Origin of the sequence: Acidovorax sp. LjRoot118, assembly GCF_964253575.1 — a bacterium.
Taxonomy (GTDB): domain Bacteria; phylum Pseudomonadota; class Gammaproteobacteria; order Burkholderiales; family Burkholderiaceae_C; genus Acidovorax.
This window is the reverse complement of the sequence record NZ_CAXURB020000001.1, coordinates 1,636,035-1,650,471: the sequence shown is the minus strand read 5'-3', so window position 1 is coordinate 1,650,471 and position 14,437 is coordinate 1,636,035. Positions and strand designations below refer to the sequence as shown.

14 protein-coding genes are annotated in these 14,437 nt (G+C 67.9%); 8 read left to right on the top strand and 6 right to left on the bottom strand.

Features of this window, described 5'->3' with window-relative positions; translation table 11 throughout:
• Positions 1 to 61: 61 nt before the first annotated feature.
• From ACSQ9E_RS07680 to ACSQ9E_RS07670, 3 genes are all read left to right on the top strand, one after another.
• Positions 62 to 829 carry a GGDEF domain-containing protein gene (locus ACSQ9E_RS07680; protein WP_057203757.1) on the top strand — a complete coding sequence of 256 codons (768 nt, stop codon included), beginning with the start codon at positions 62 to 64 and terminating at the stop codon, positions 827 to 829.
• 10 nt (positions 830 to 839) lie between these two features.
• Positions 840 to 1,694: a MinD/ParA family protein gene (locus ACSQ9E_RS07675; RefSeq protein WP_057203758.1), complete on the top strand. Its 855-nt coding sequence runs from the start codon at positions 840 to 842 to the stop codon at positions 1,692 to 1,694.
• Positions 1,695 to 1,834: 140 nt separating this feature from the next.
• Positions 1,835 to 2,581 carry a sulfurtransferase gene (locus ACSQ9E_RS07670; protein WP_057269736.1) on the top strand — a complete coding sequence of 249 codons (747 nt, stop codon included), beginning with the start codon at positions 1,835 to 1,837 and terminating at the stop codon, positions 2,579 to 2,581.
• A 57-nt stretch (positions 2,582 to 2,638) separates the two neighbouring features.
• Here ACSQ9E_RS07670 and ACSQ9E_RS07665 read toward each other — a convergent pair whose 3' ends face one another.
• From ACSQ9E_RS07665 to ACSQ9E_RS07650, 4 genes are all read right to left on the bottom strand, one after another.
• On the bottom strand, positions 2,639 to 3,538 hold the full coding sequence (locus ACSQ9E_RS07665) for a pirin family protein (protein ID WP_436180159.1): 900 nt from the start codon (positions 3,536 to 3,538) through the stop codon (positions 2,639 to 2,641).
• A 240-nt stretch (positions 3,539 to 3,778) separates the two neighbouring features.
• Positions 3,779 to 4,330 (bottom strand): flavodoxin family protein, encoded by a 552-nt coding sequence (locus ACSQ9E_RS07660; RefSeq protein ID WP_057269734.1) that lies wholly within the window; start codon positions 4,328 to 4,330, stop codon positions 3,779 to 3,781.
• A 51-nt stretch (positions 4,331 to 4,381) separates the two neighbouring features.
• Entirely contained in the window at positions 4,382 to 4,795 is a 414-nt protein-coding gene (locus tag ACSQ9E_RS07655; protein WP_057269733.1) for a DoxX family protein, read from the bottom strand.
• 53 nt (positions 4,796 to 4,848) lie between these two features.
• Complete coding sequence (locus tag ACSQ9E_RS07650) at positions 4,849 to 5,550, bottom strand: pirin family protein (protein WP_436217353.1); 702 nt, start codon at positions 5,548 to 5,550, stop codon at positions 4,849 to 4,851.
• Between the two features lie 105 nt (positions 5,551 to 5,655).
• Between ACSQ9E_RS07650 and ACSQ9E_RS07645 the strand changes: the two genes are divergently transcribed.
• The 5 genes from ACSQ9E_RS07645 to ACSQ9E_RS07625 all read left to right on the top strand — a co-directional run bounded on the left by ACSQ9E_RS07645 (position 5,656) and on the right by ACSQ9E_RS07625 (position 10,606).
• On the top strand, positions 5,656 to 6,594 hold the full coding sequence (locus tag ACSQ9E_RS07645; protein WP_436217352.1) for a LysR family transcriptional regulator: 939 nt from the start codon (positions 5,656 to 5,658) through the stop codon (positions 6,592 to 6,594).
• Between the two features lie 75 nt (positions 6,595 to 6,669).
• Positions 6,670 to 7,827 (top strand): NAD(P)/FAD-dependent oxidoreductase, encoded by a 1,158-nt coding sequence (locus tag ACSQ9E_RS07640; RefSeq protein ID WP_436217351.1) that lies wholly within the window; start codon positions 6,670 to 6,672, stop codon positions 7,825 to 7,827.
• Positions 7,824 to 8,765: a tRNA glutamyl-Q(34) synthetase GluQRS gene (gene gluQRS, locus ACSQ9E_RS07635; protein ID WP_436217350.1), complete on the top strand. Its 942-nt coding sequence runs from the start codon at positions 7,824 to 7,826 to the stop codon at positions 8,763 to 8,765. Before ACSQ9E_RS07640 ends, gluQRS begins: the two co-directional genes overlap by 4 nt.
• Entirely contained in the window at positions 8,723 to 9,526 is an 804-nt protein-coding gene (gene trmB / locus ACSQ9E_RS07630; protein ID WP_428000165.1) for a tRNA (guanosine(46)-N7)-methyltransferase TrmB, read from the top strand. The genes gluQRS and trmB overlap by 43 nt, the downstream gene beginning before the upstream one ends.
• 36 nt (positions 9,527 to 9,562) lie before the next feature.
• The gene (locus ACSQ9E_RS07625; RefSeq protein ID WP_057269728.1) at positions 9,563 to 10,606 is read left to right on the top strand and encodes a GGDEF domain-containing protein; all 1,044 of its coding nucleotides are present in this window, start codon (positions 9,563 to 9,565) and stop codon (positions 10,604 to 10,606) included.
• A gap of 33 nt (positions 10,607 to 10,639) precedes the next feature.
• Here ACSQ9E_RS07625 and ACSQ9E_RS07620 read toward each other — a convergent pair whose 3' ends face one another.
• Both ACSQ9E_RS07620 and alaS read right to left on the bottom strand, forming a co-directional pair.
• The gene (locus tag ACSQ9E_RS07620; protein ID WP_428000164.1) at positions 10,640 to 11,578 is read right to left on the bottom strand and encodes a dienelactone hydrolase family protein; all 939 of its coding nucleotides are present in this window, start codon (positions 11,576 to 11,578) and stop codon (positions 10,640 to 10,642) included.
• Positions 11,579 to 11,600: 22 nt separating this feature from the next.
• Positions 11,601 to 14,234 carry an alanine--tRNA ligase gene (alaS, locus tag ACSQ9E_RS07615; protein WP_057269726.1) on the bottom strand — a complete coding sequence of 878 codons (2,634 nt, stop codon included), beginning with the start codon at positions 14,232 to 14,234 and terminating at the stop codon, positions 11,601 to 11,603.
• Between the last annotated feature and the right edge of the window lie 203 nt (positions 14,235 to 14,437).

The following is a 14,437-nucleotide window of genomic DNA, read 5'->3' as shown; positions in this document are numbered from 1 at the left end:
CGAAGCTGCATTTTTTGCGCCGTCCCGCTGCTACACTCAACGAACTCTGCCTTATCCATTTGTGTCTGACTCTGCGGCCTCTCATCTCGTAGACCTGCGCGATCTGCGTCTGGACATTGCACACGCCCTCGTGGCGCAGGCGGCCGGCAGCGAAGCCTCCCTGCAACGCGAGGCACCGTCGCGCTACCTCCAGGGCCTGATCGACGGTCTGTGCGAACTCTCCCTCAAGGACCCCCTTACCGGGCTGGCCAACCGTCGGCATTTTCGCGCCGTGCTCGAGCGCGAGATCGACCGCGTGACGCGCTCGGGCGAGGCGGCCCTGCTGCTGATGCTGGACATCGACCACTTCAAGGCGGTCAACGACACCCATGGCCACCTGGCCGGTGACGTGGTGCTGCAGTCGGTGGCACGCACCCTGAGCGCCTGCGTGCGCCCCATGGACACCCTGGCACGCTACGGCGGCGAGGAGTTCGCGGTGGTGCTGCCCGCCTGCCAGGCCGCGTTTGGCAAGGTGGTGGCAGAACGCATCCGCCGTGCCGTGGCCAACACACCTGTCAGAATCTCGCCCTCCGTGGAACTGAATGTCACGGTGAGCGTTGGCGGGGCCTTCGCCCTGCAATGGATCCGTTCGACCACCCTGCTGTGGACCGACCGGGCCGACCACCAGCTCTACCAGGCCAAATCGTCGGGCCGCAACCGGGTGAGCATCGAAGAGCAGCCCGACAGCACCGTCAGTGCCGAAGAGAAGAGCCTGTTGTTCGGCCCCTTGTACACCCCCTCGGGCTGGGGCGATCTGCCCCCGCTGGACCCAACAGGCAGCGCCAACTGAAAGTTAGAAGATGAGCGACGCGCTGTCCCCCCCACCCACATCCTCCGACGCCCCCCCCTCGCCCGGACGCCCTCCCGGCGCGGCGGCCACTGGTGCGCGCATCATTGCCATCACCAGCGGCAAGGGCGGCGTGGGCAAGACCTTCGTGTCGGCCAACCTCGCGGCAGCGCTCACGCGGCGCGGCCAGCGTGTGCTGGTGCTCGACGCCGACCTGGGCCTGGCCAACCTGGACGTGGTGCTCAATCTGCACCCCAAGATCACCCTGCACGACGTTTTCACCGGCAAGGCCTTGCTGGAAGACGCCGTGATCCAGGCGCCCGGCGGCTTCTCGGTGCTGCTGGCCGGCTCGGGCATGGTGGAGTATTCGCGCCTCACGCCCGAGGTGCGCAACCAGTTCCTGAATGTGATCCAGGCACTGGCGCCCAATTACGACGTGATCCTGCTGGACACCGGCGCCGGCATTTCGGACGTGGTGCTGTTCTCGATTTCGCTGGCCTCCGAGGTGCTGATCGTGGCCACGCCCGAGCCCACCTCGCTGACCGACGCCTACGCCGCCATCAAGGTGCTGGCCATGCAGCAAAAGCGCCAGCATGTGCGCATGGTGATCAACCAGGCCGCCCGCCCGGGCGATGGCCGGGCCATCACCAGCCAGCTGCAGCAGGTGCTGGACCGCTTCGTCAGCACCGAGACCGGCCGCGGCGTGCGGCTGATCCACATGGGCGACATCCCGGCCGACCCGTCGGTGCGCGACGCCGTGATGCGCCGCCAGCTGCTGCTGCTCAACACGCCGGGCTGCCCGGCGTCGCTGGCCATCGCCCAGCTGGCCAACAAGATCGAGACCACGCTGCTGGTACCCGCCCCCTGAGGGAACCTGGCGGGCAACCCGCCAGGCTACAGGCCAGGGGCCGGCAGCAGCGCGACAATCAGGCCGTAACCGCGCCCGTCCGGAGAGTCGCCCCCGGCAGAACACTCCTTTCCCAGAACCCGTGTAAACAGGCCATCGCCGTGAACGACGTCCTCAACATCTCCTGCTACCAATTCGTGCCGCTGCCCGATGCGCATGCGTTGCGCGACCTGCTGCACGAGCGCGCCACTGCGGCGCAGCTCAAGGGCACCATCTTGCTGGCCGAGGAAGGCATCAACTTCTTCCTGGCGGGCCCGGCCCAAGCGGTGCGCGGTTTCGTGGATGCGCTGCGCACCGACGCCCGTTTTGCCGACCTGGCGCCCAAGGAGAGCTGGTCGGACACGGTGCCCTTTCGCAAAATGCTGGTCAAGGTCAAGCGCGAGATCATCCGCATGGACCACCCCACCATCCAGCCCTCCACAGGCCGCGCCCCGGCGGTGACGCCGGCCACGCTGCACCGCTGGCTGGCGCAGGGCCACGACGACGAAGGCCGCGAGGTGGTGACGCTAGACACCCGCAACGCCTTCGAGGTCGACCACGGCACATTTGACAACGCCATCGACTGGCGCATCGACAAGTTCACCGAGTTCCCCCCGGCCCTGCGTGCCCACAAGGAGGAACTCGCCGACAAGACGGTGGTGAGCTTTTGCACGGGCGGCATCCGCTGCGAGAAGGCCGCCATCCTCATGCGCGAGGAAGGCCTGCCGCATGTCTACCAACTCGAAGGCGGCATCCTCAAGTATTTCGAGGAAACCGATGGCGCCCACTACCACGGCGGCTGCTTCGTCTTCGACGAGCGCCGGGTGCTGGCGGCCGACCTGTCCACCGACAAGCCTGAAGGGGCCTGACTGGTCCACTGAAACCGAGAAATCGGCGCCGATTTCTCGGTTTCAGTGGACCCTTGCTCAATCCGCGCGGAAACGGTGCTCCGGCAGCGGGATGAATTCCGTTTCGCCTGGCACCACCTTCATGCGGCCTGCTTCCCAGTCCCCGGCGGCCTGCACGATGCGCTCCTTGCGGCTGGAGACGAAGTTCCACCACATGTGGCGCGGCCCGTCGAGCGCGTCGCCACCGATGACCATCAGGCGCACGGCGCTGTCGCCGGCCTGCAGCCGCACGGGCGCCGCCGCAGCACCTGCGGGCAGTACCGCCAGGGTGTGGTCGGGCAAGGGCTCGCCGTCGAGCAGCAGCTCGGCATCCACGGGGTAGAGGGCCATTTCCTGCGCCAGGGCCGCCGGCAATTCCAGCACGCCGCCCGCAGGCAGTTGCACGTCCAGGTACAGCGTGGGCGCATAGGTCGCCACGGGCGAGGTCTGGCCAAAGGCGGTTCCGATCAGCACACGCACCACCGCATCACCGACCTGCACCTCGGGAATGGCAGCGGCCGGCGTGTGCACGAAGGAGGCATCGGCCTCCTCGGCCGCCACCGGCAGCGCGGCCCACAGCTGGATGCCGTGGTTCACATAGGTCATGTCGGCCAAGCTCTCGGGCCGGCGCTCGGAGTGCACGATGCCGTTGCCGGCCGTCATCCAGTTGATGGCGCCGGGCTCGATCTGCTGCACGTAGCCCAGGTTGTCGCGGTGCATGATGGCGCCGGAGAACAGGTAGGTCACCGTGGCCAGGCCGATGTGCGGATGGGGCCGCACATCGTGCGCCGCGCCGGGCACCACCGACACCGGGCCGAAATGGTCGAAGAAGATGAACGGCCCTACCGAGCGGCACTGCACGGCAGGCAGCAGGCGCCGCACGGTGAAGCCGCCGCCCAGGTCCTTGGCATGGCCGGACAGGCGCAATGCGCCGCTCATGAGCGTGCTCCAGCGCACGGGGCGCGAAGACGATGGCATGGTTGCATGGGAGGCTCCTGTAGTCGTGGGGTTGGAATCAGTTCTTCATTGCGCTATGAGCCAGCTGCGACGCATGAAATTGGCACGGCCAAGGCCAGTGCCCCCGCGCAAGGGCCGCCCCGCCGCGCTGGGGGCGTCCCCCTCCCGGCTCGCGCAGCGAGACGAGAGAGGGGGAAGGCGCGAAGCGACACAGGGGGTGCTTCACTTAAAGCGTGCAGCCAGCTCGGCCACACGCTGTCCCAGGAAACGGGCTGTGTCCAGGTCGCCCGGCGCCATCTCGCCGGCCGAAGCGTCGGAAGGTGATTGCGCCATGGCACCACTGTAAGCGCCCAGCCAGTTCACGTCGTTGCGCGTGGCGGCCTTGGAGTTCGATGGCAGCACGCCCGCCCCCACCCACAGGCCGCCATGCTGCATGGCCAGGTGGAACAGGTAGTCGAGCGTGATCTGCTTGTCGCCATTGGTGGCGGCGCTGTTGGTGAAGCCGGCGAACAGCTTGTTCTTCCAGGCCTGGCTGAACCAGGGCTTGGACGATGCGTCGGCAAAGCGCTTGAATTGCCAGCTGGGCCCAGCCATGTAGGTCGGTGAGCCGAAGATGATGGCGCTGGCGGCGGCCAGGGTTTCCCAGCCGCCTTCGGGCAGGCTGCCGTCCGCATCGATGGCGATCAGCTGCGCACCCGCGCCATCGGCCACGGCCTGGGCCATGCGCTGGGTATGGCCGTAGCCCGAGTGGTAGACGACAGCGATCTGCAGCATGCGGCGGTTCCTTGCAACGTTAAAACGCCATCATGCCGCAGGATGGCGACGTCAGTTGGAAGAACGGCGTGCGTCCACGCTCCAGCCACCGGCGCCGAAGGCCGCCAGGGCCAGCAGGCCGCCGGTCACGCCCACGTTCTTGAAGAACATCAGCTGCTGCATCATCTGCTTGTCGGCCGGCAGTGCCCAGTAGGCATGGAAGAAGAAGCTGGCGACCAGCGTGAAGAACGCCAGGGCCAGTGCGGCAAACCGGGTACCGAAGCCGAAGACCAGCGCCAGGCCGCCCAGCACTTCCACGGCGGCGGCCAGGCCTGCCGCTACGGTGGGCATGGGCAGGCCCACGGAGGCGATGTAGCCCACGGTGCCGGCAAAGCCGGTGAGCTTGCCGATGCCGGCAGGCAGGAACAGGGCAGCCAGCAGCAGGCGCGAGGCCAGGGCCAGGGGGTTTTGCAGGGAATTGAACATGGTGGACTCCTTCAGGTAACAGGTAAAGAACAGGGGGCGGACAAAAAATTAGGTCAAGGGGCCAGATCGAACACCAGCACTTCGGCATCGCGGCCTTCGGTCAGTGCCAGGGCCGTTTCCTTCTCGATCAGCGCGGCATCACCGGCCGACAGCGCCTGCCCGTTGACCTGCAGCGCGCCACGCACCAGGTGCACATAGGTATTGCGGGCCGGGTCGAGCGCCAGGGTGGCCGACTCACCGCCGTCGAACAGGCCGGCGTAGATCGTGGCGTCGGCGTGCACCGTCACGGAGCCGTCGGCCCCGTCGGGCGAGGCCACCCGGCGCAGCGTGCCGCGCTTTTCGGCATCGGTAAAGGCCTTTTGCTCATAGCCGGGTGCAATGCCCTGCACGTCGGGCAGCAGCCAGATCTGCAGAAAATGCGTGGTCTGACCCTCTGCATGGTTGAACTCGCTGTGCTGCACACCCGTGCCCGCGCTCATGCGCTGCACGTCGCCGGGCGGGATGCCCTTGATGTTGCCCATGCTGTCCTTGTGGGCCAGTTCGCCCGACAGCACGTAGCTGATGATCTCCATGTCGCGGTGGCCATGGGTGCCAAAGCCCATGCCCGCGGCGATGCGGTCTTCGTTGATCACGCGCAGGTTGCCAAAACCCATGTGCTCGGGATCGTGGTAGCCAGCAAACGAGAAGCTGTGGTGCGACTGCAGCCAGCCATGGTCGGCGTAGCCGCGGTCTTGGGATTTGCGAACAGTCAGCATGGTGTGTAGCCCTTTCAAGACGCAACTTTAGGCCCGTGCTCCCTGTTCCGGGCGCTGGCACATTGATGGCATGATTCAAAAAAATTGAATTACCATGGCACCACCATGCAAAACCCGCGCGATGTGCTGACCCCCGACAGCCTGGCCATGCTGCAGGTGATCGCCGAGGCCGGCAGCTTTGCCGCCGCAGCGCGCCAGTTGGGCCTGGTGCCCAGCGCGCTGACCTACCGCGTGCGCCAGATCGAGGATGCGCTGGACGTGCTGCTCTTTGACCGCAGCGCGCGCCAGGCCCGCCCCACAGAGGCCGGCGTGGAGCTGCTGCGCGAGGGCGCGCGGCTGCTGCAGGACATCGACGCCGTGGCCCACCGCGTGCGCCGCGTGGCCACGGGCTGGGAGCCGCAGCTCACGATCTCGGTCGATGGTGCCATTTCGCCGCACACCATGATGGAGCTGGTGGATGCGTTCTACGCCATGGCGCCCCCCACCCGCCTGAAGCTGCGCGACGGCATCATGACCGGCACGCTGGAGGCCCTGACCTCGGGCCGGGCGGACCTGGCCATCGGCGTCACCATTGCCGGATCCAGCGTGGCGGGCCTGCAGCAGGCCACGCTGGGCGACCTGCTGTTCATCTACGTCGTGGCGCCGCACCATGCACTGGCCTCGGTGCCCGAGCCCATCACCGACGCCACCCTGCTGCAGCACCGCGCCGTCGCCGTGGCCGACTCGGCGCAGCGCGGCGGCGCCACCATGGGCCTGCTGGGCGGGCAGGACGTGCTAACGGTGGACACCATGCAGGCCAAGGTGCGCGCCCAGTTGCGCGGCCTGGGCGGCGGCTTTCTGCCCGAGCCCATGGTGCGCCCCTACCTCGAAGCCGGGCGGCTGGTGACACGCAAGGTGGCGCGGCCCGAACGCCGCGTGCCCATCCACTACGCCTGGGGCGGCCCGGGCTTCACCGCGCCCGGCCGCGCGCTGCAGTGGTGGCTCAACCAACTGCAAAGCCCCGCCACACGCCGCGCACTGCTGGAAAACCACCATCATTTCTGATGCGCAGCCCTGCGCGGGGCGTGTAGAGTGGTCGGTGTCGGAGTTTTCCTGCCAACCGTTCCCGAAAGGCCTCCCATGAGCAAACCTGTTTCTCGCCCTGCCAAACGGCCTCGACGCCCTGCACCCAGCCCTGTGGCTGCTGCGGCGACCACGACGACAACCCCCTCCACCCGCAAAACCGCCGGCAGTGCCAAGGCACCCCGGCATTTCGCCATCATCGGCGCCGGCATGGCCGGCATTGCCTGCGCCCGCACCCTGGTGCAGGCGGGCCACCAGGTCACCGTCTTCGAAAAATCCTCCGCCGCCGGCGGACGCACGGCCACCATCGACTCACCCTTTGGCGGCTTCGATGCCGGCGTGCAGTACTTCACCGTGCGCGATGCGCGTTTTGCGCGCGCCATCGACACCGTGCCCGGCGTGTGCAAGCGCTGGAGCGCCAATTCCGTGCGCGTGCTGGACGCTGCTGGCCGCGTGACCGCCGCCGGCCTGCCCACGCGCGAAGCGCACTGGGTCGCCAGCCCCGGCATGCAGTCGCTGGTGGCCACCTGGGCCGAACCGCTGGCCCAGGCCGGCCGGCTGATCACCGACACTTGCGTCACGCGCATCGAGCATGACGCCTTGAACGCCCCCGGCTGGCAACTGCGCACCGAAGGGCCCGACGGCGGCCACCACGTGTACGCCGGCTTCGACGCCGTGCTGCTGGCCCAGCCGGCCACGCCCGCGCAGGCCCTGCTGTCCACCTCGGCCATCGACAGCAGCCTGTCAGCGGCCCTGTCCAGCGTTGCCATCGCCCCCTGCTGGACATTGATGTTGGCCTACCCGCAGGCCGTGCGCCCGGGCCTGACCACCCTGGGCCCGCAGTGGAATGCCGCGCGCAGCACACACCACCGCATTGCCTGGCTGGCGCGCGAATCCTCCAAACCCGGCCGCCCCAGCGTGGAGCGCTGGACCGTGCAGGCCAGCCCCGCCTGGTCGGCTGAGCACCTCGAAGACGATGCCGAGCGCGTGCAGGCCAAGCTGATCAAGGCCTTTGCCGAAGTGACCGGCATCCGTGCGCAACCCGCGCACGCCCAGACCCAGCGCTGGCGCTATGCCCAGACCACCCACCCCCTGGGCCGCAGCCACCTGTGGGACGCCCAGCTGGGCCTGGGTGCCTGCGGCGACTGGTGCCTGGGCCACCGCCTGGAAGATGCCTTCGTGTCCGGACTGGAGCTGGCACTCGCCGTGGCATGAAGGAAGGCGAGGACCCTGTGCAGGGCCCCGGGTCCGGCTACATCGGCCGCTTTGCGCCGTCGCCGACAGGGCCCCTGCATGCAGGCTCGCTGGTGGCCGCCCTGGCCAGTTGGCTCGACGCCCGCGCCTTCAACGGAGGGCGTGGCGGTCGCTGGCTGGTGCGCATCGAGGACGTGGACACCCCGCGCTGCATCCCGGGTGCAGGCGAGATCATCCTGCAGCAGTTGGCCGCCTGCGGCCTGGTGCCCGACGAGCCGCCGCTGTGGCAGTCCGCGCGCGGTGCCTTCTACCAGCAGGCACTGGATCGCCTGGTGGCCGAAGGCGCGGCCTACCCCTGCGCCTGCTCGCGCAAGGACATCGAGGAGGCCCAGCTCGCGCTCGGCCATGCGCGCGAGCGGCATGCGGCCCTGCCCTATCCTGGCACCTGCCGCCATGGCCTGAATGGGCGGGGCGGCCGGTCCTGGCGGTTTCGGGTGCCCGAAGGCCTCTTGCCCACGCGCTGGAGCGACAGGCGCCTGGGTGAACAGCAGCAAGAGGTGGCGGCCGAGATCGGCGACTTCGTGCTGCGCCGCGCCGACGGCCTGTGGGCCTATCAATTGGCCGTGGTGGTGGATGACGCGGCCCAGGGCATTACCCACATCGTTCGTGGGGAGGATCTGGCCGACAACACCCCGCGCCAGATCCTGCTGCAGCACGCCCTCGGCGCGCCCACGCCGCAGTACCTGCACACCCCCCTGGTGCGTGGCGACAACGGGGAGAAACTCTCCAAGCAGAACGGTGCCCAGGCCCTGGACCTGCACGATCCCCTGCAGGCGCTGGCCCAGGCGGCACAGGCCCTGGGGCTGCCCGCGCTGGCACATCCACACAACACTTGCACGGGGGATGCGCTGGCGCAATGGGCCAATGCGTGGTTCAGAAACTACAATGGCCCATCGTGACCGAACTGCCAATCCTTTCCCCCGCCCCCGACAGTGCGGCACCCGCCGCCAGGCCCCCCCAAGCCGGCAACACCGCGCCCGCTGGCGTTGCCCACCCCAAGACCATCAAGAGCTTTGTGCGCCGCGCAGGGCGCACCACCACGGGCCAGGCCAAGGCCTTCGAAGACCTGGGCCCGCGCTTCGTGCTGCCCTACACCGCCGCCCTGCTCGACGCCCCCGCCGCCTTCGGCCGCACGGCCCCGCTGATCCTGGAGATCGGCTTCGGCATGGGTGAAGCCACAGCCCATATTGCGCGCGTGCGCCCCGATGACAACTTTCTGTGCTGCGAGGTGCACGAGCCCGGCGTGGGTGCCCTGCTCAAGCGCATCGGCGAGCAGGAGATCGGCAACATCCGCATCCTGCAGCACGATGCCGTCGAGGTCATCGACCACATGCTGGCCCCGGCCAGCCTCGATGGCGTGCACATCTTCTTTCCCGATCCCTGGCACAAGACCAAGCACAACAAGCGCCGGCTGATCCAGTCGCCGCTGGTCGCCAAGCTGGCCGCCCGGCTCAAGCCTGGCGGCTATCTGCACTGCGCCACCGACTGGCAACCCTACGCCGAACAGATGCTGCAGGTGCTGGGTGCCGAGCCCCTGCTGGCCAACACCGCCGACGGCTTTGCGCCGCAGCCGGACTACCGCCCACTGACCAAGTTCGAGAACCGCGGCCTGCGCCTCGGGCATGGCGTGTGGGATATTGTGTTTGTGCGGCGCAATTAGCGCCCCCTCCACCGGACGACCGCCATCACCGCGCCTATGAAGCCCATCCTGCAACACCTGGTTGAAATGACCGGCCACCGCGACCACCTGCGGCTGGAGGTGTCGGTGCTCTCCACCCTGCAAAAACTCAGCGGCATCAAGGCGGTCCGGGCGCTGGAGCTGTTCACAGACAAGGGCGTGGCCCATGTGCGCCCACGCACCTGGGTGGAGGACGGGCAACTGGTCTCCACCGACTCCGAGGCTGCCGCCGACCCCCGGCGCGAACTGCTGGAGCAGTACCCCGAGCTGTGCGAATGCGTGAAGAGCCAGGGCAACAGCGCGCTTTCGCACCGCCCCGGGCGCCATACGCTGTGGCTGCCGGTATGGATGCACGAGAAGGTCAGCACCTGCCTGGAGATCACGCAGTCGCGCCCGTTCTCGGCCCACAAGCTCGAAGTCATCAAGGGCGTGTTCCTGGTCTACCAGAACTACCAGAACCTGCTGGACTACAGCGAACGCGACGCGCTGACCGGCCTGTTCAACCGCAAGACCTTCGACGAGCAGTTCTCCCGCACCGCCAGCGGCCTGAGCAGCAACCGCCCGCAAAGCGCCGAAGCGCTGGTCACCGAAGAAGTGGCCTCCGAAAGCGAGCCCGCGCAGAACTGGCTGGCCGTGGTGGACATCGACCACTTCAAACTGGTCAACGACCGCTTCGGCCACCTCTACGGCGATGAGGTGCTGATCCTGATCGCCAACATCCTGCGCACCTCGTTCCGCTCTCACGACCGCATTTTCCGCTTTGGTGGCGAGGAGTTCGTGGTGCTGCTGCGCAACATCACGCTGGCACGGGCGCACAAGGTGTTCAACCGCTTCCGCGAGACCGTGCAGGAGTACGACTTTCCGCAGGTGGGCCGCGTGACGGTGAGCCTGGGTTTCGTCGGCACCTCGCGTGGCTCCCCGGTCGAAATCCTGGGCCAGGCCGATCAGGCGCTCTACTACGCCAAGGAGCACGGCCGCAACCAGGTCTGCTTCTACGAAGACCTGATTGCCGGCGGGCACCTCACGGCCAAGGTCTCCAACGACGATGTAGAGCTGTTCTGACCCGCCGAGGGCCTACCGCAGGCCTTCTGCAGGTCAGCGGTTGAACGCCTTGCCCAGGGCGGCCAGCAACTCCTTGCGCGACTGCTCGCGCGCCACCGGGTGGCCACCCACATGCACGCCCTGCCCCGGGTACACGCCGTTGGGCACGTCGGTGCGCAGGCGCAAGGGCACGGTGCCATCGAAGCCATGGTAGGCGCCCTCGTAGGCCACCACCCGCACCTCGCGGCTGCCCGGGATGTCGTCGCGTGGTGTGCCGCGCGGCGCCGCCAGGGCCTGGCAGGGTGCGGCAGGGGTCCAGTCGTCCGCCTTGCCGACGAGCATCAGCGTGTCGGCGGCCGGCCTATAGCCGCCGCGCAGGTCGGAGCCACAGCCGGGGTAGAACGCCACGGCAAGGCGGGGCAGCACCTTCGCCGCCGCCACGTCAGCATGGCGCAGGTTGCTGGCGGCCAGCACGGCACTGCCGCCGTGCGACCAGCCCAGCAGCGCCAGCCGCTGGCCGTCCACGCCCGGCTGGGCGGCCAGCCACTGCAGGGCGGCCAGCGCATCGCGGCGGCGGTCGTTCTGGTTGATCTTGCGCGTGCCCACGCGCTGGGTGCACAGCTCCTTTTCGCCGCGCGGTGTCAGCGAATCCACGGCCAGGGCATGCCAGCCCTGCTGGTTGAGCAGGTCCGCATACTCGCGCATGCGCTCTGCCGGCTGGCCGCGCCGATTGAGCATGCCGCCACAGCCGTGCAGCATGACCACGGCAGGCAGGGGCCTGGTGTCCTTGCCGGTGGCCGGGGCCAATGCGGCGGGCGGACGGTACCACCAGGCCTGCAGGGTCACCGTGCCACCCGACTCACCGGCAGGCGCCTGGAACTGCACGCGCTCCACAGCATCCGACGGGGCGCCTGCGGCACAGGCCACCCATAGCCCCAAAGCCATGGCGAGCAGGCAGCGGCCCGGTTTGGGGATCAGTCCAGGCAGGTCCATCGGGTGTACCTGCCGTGGCAAATCAGGCGCGCTCGCGCACCCAGGCCTCGACGCTGGCCAGCGCAGCAGGCAGGCCCGCCGCATTGGTGCCACCGGCCATGGCCATGTCGGGCTTGCCGCCGCCCTTGCCGCCGACCTGCTGGGCAACGAAGTTGACCAGCTCGCCGGCCTTGACCTTGCCGATGCTGTCGGCCGTCACGCCTGCAGCGATCTGCACCTTGTCGCCATCGATGGCGGCCAGCACGATGGCGGCGGTCTTGAGCTTGTCCTTGAGCTTGTCCATGGTGTCGCGCAGGGTCTTGGCGTCGGCGCCGGGCAGGGCCGCAGCCAGCACCTTGATGCCGTTCACGTCCACCGCCTGGCCCACCAGCTCGTCGCCCTGGCTCGATGCCAGCTTGCCCTTGAGTGCTGCGATTTCCTTTTCCAGGGCCTTGACGCTGTCCAGGGTCTGGCCGATGCGGTGGTTGAGCTCGGCCACCGGGGTCTTGAAGGTGCCGGCCGCCTGGTTCACCGTGTCTTCGAGCTGCTGCAGGTAGGCCAGCGCGTTGGTGCCGGTCACCGCCTCGATGCGGCGCACGCCTGCGGCCACGCCGCCTTCGGCCACCACCTTGAACAGGCCGATGTCGCCCGTGCGCTGCACATGCGTGCCGCCGCACAGCTCGCGGCTGGTGCCGATGTCGAGCACGCGCACGGTCTCTCCGTATTTCTCGCCAAAGAGCATCATGGCGCCGGTCTTCTGGGCCGATTCGATGTCCATCACGCGCGCCTGCGTGGGCACGTTGGCCAGCACCTCCTCGTTCACCAGGCGCTCGATCTCGCGCACCTGGGCATCGGTCACGGGGGCGTTGTGGGCAAAGTCGAAGCGCGTGCGCTCGGCGTTCACCAGGCTGCCCTTTTGCTGCACATGCGTGCCCAGCACTTCGCGCAGGGCCTTGTGCATCAGGTGGGTGGCCGAGTGGTTGCGCACCGTGGCGGCGCGCACGGCCGTGTTGACCTCGGCCTGCACCGTGTCGCCCACGTTCAGCGTGCCCTCTTCGAGCGTGCCGTGGTGGCCGTACACATCGGCCTTGACCTTGAGCGTGTCGCCCACCGCAAAGCGGGCAGAGCCGCTGGTGATGGTGCCTTCGTCACCCACCTGACCGCCGCTTTCGGCGTAGAAGGGGGTGGTGTCGAGCACCACCACGCCGTTCTGGCCGGCCTTGAGGGCTGCACTGCTGGTGCCGTCCACGTAAATGGCGGTGATCTTGGCCGTCTCGGCCAGTTGCTCGTAGCCCGTGAAGCGGTTCACATCGCCGGTGTACTCCAGCGCCTTGTCCATCTTGAACTTGCCGGCGGCGCGGGCCTTGCGCTTTTGCTCTTCCATGGCGACCTTGAAGCCGGCCTCGTCCACCTCGACATCGCGCTCGCGGCAGACGTCGTTGGTCAGGTCCAGCGGAAAGCCATAGGTGTCGTGCAGCTTGAAGGCCACGTCGCCAGGCAGCACCTTGGCATCACCGGCCAGGGCCGTGTCCAGGATTTCCATGCCGTTGGCCAGGGTCTCGAAGAAGCGCTCTTCCTCGGCCTTGAGCACCTCGGTGATGCGCTGCTCCTGCTCACGCAGCTTGGGGTAGGCGTCGCCCATCACGCGCACCAGTTCGGCCACCAGCTTGTGGAAAAACGGGGTCTTCTTGCCCAGCTTGTAGCCGTGGCGGATGGCGCGGCGCACGATGCGGCGCTGCACGTAGCCGCGGCCTTCGTTGCTCGGGATCACGCCGTCGCTCACCAGGAAGGCGGTGGCGCGAATGTGGTCGGCGATCACGCGCAGGCTCTTGTTGTTCAGGTCGGCCACGCCGGTCTCGCGGCCAGCGGCCTTGATCAGCGCATCGAACAGGTCGATTTCGTAGTTGCTGTGCACGTGCTGCAGGATGGCGGCCAGGCGCTCCAGGCCCATGCCGGTGTCCACGCAGGGCGCGGGCAGCGGGCTCACCGAGCCGTCTTCTGCCATGTCGAACTGCATGAACACGTTGTTCCAGATCTCGATGAAGCGGTCACCGTCTTCATCGGGGCTGCCGGGGGGGCCGCCGGGGATGTGGTCGCCGTGGTCGTAGAAGATCTCGCTGCAGGGGCCGCAGGGGCCGGTGTCGGCCATCATCCAGAAGTTGTCGGACTTGTAGCGGCCGCCCTTGTTGTCGCCGATGCGGATCACGCGCTCGGGCGGCAGGCCGATTTCCTTGGTCCAGATGTCGTAGGCCTCGTCGTCCTCCTGGTACACGGTGGCCAGCAGGCGCTCGGGGGGCAGCTTGTACACGGTGGTCAGCAGCTCCCAGGCCCAATGCAGCGACTCGCGCTTGAAGTAGTCGCCAAAGCTCCAGTTGCCCAGCATCTCGAAGAAGGTGTGGTGGCGCGCGGTGTAACCCACATTCTCCAGGTCGTTGTGCTTGCCGCCGGCGCGCAGACAGGCCTGCACCGATACCGCGCGGTTGTAGGGGCGCTTGTCCGTGCCCAGGAACACGTCCTTGAACTGCACCATGCCGGAGTTGGTGAACATCAGCGTCGGGTCGTTGCCCGGCACCAGCGAGCTCGAGGGCACGATGGTGTGGCCCTTAGAGGCGAAAAAGTCCAGGAAGGACTTGCGGATGTCTGCAACCGAGATCGAAGGCGTGGTGTTGTTGGTCATGGGCGAAAAGGGGCAACGGGCCTGGAACGAATGATGGGCCGCTCGCGCAGGGCGCGGCAACCCCATTTTTGGAGATAACCACAGATTCTATCGAGGCAGCAGGCTGAAACGGCTTGCAGCCTGCAGAGACACTGCACTTGACTGTCCCGAACGCTGCTGGCAGGCGCCTCGAAGCAGCATCGCAAGGGCGTTGCGGGTCTGGG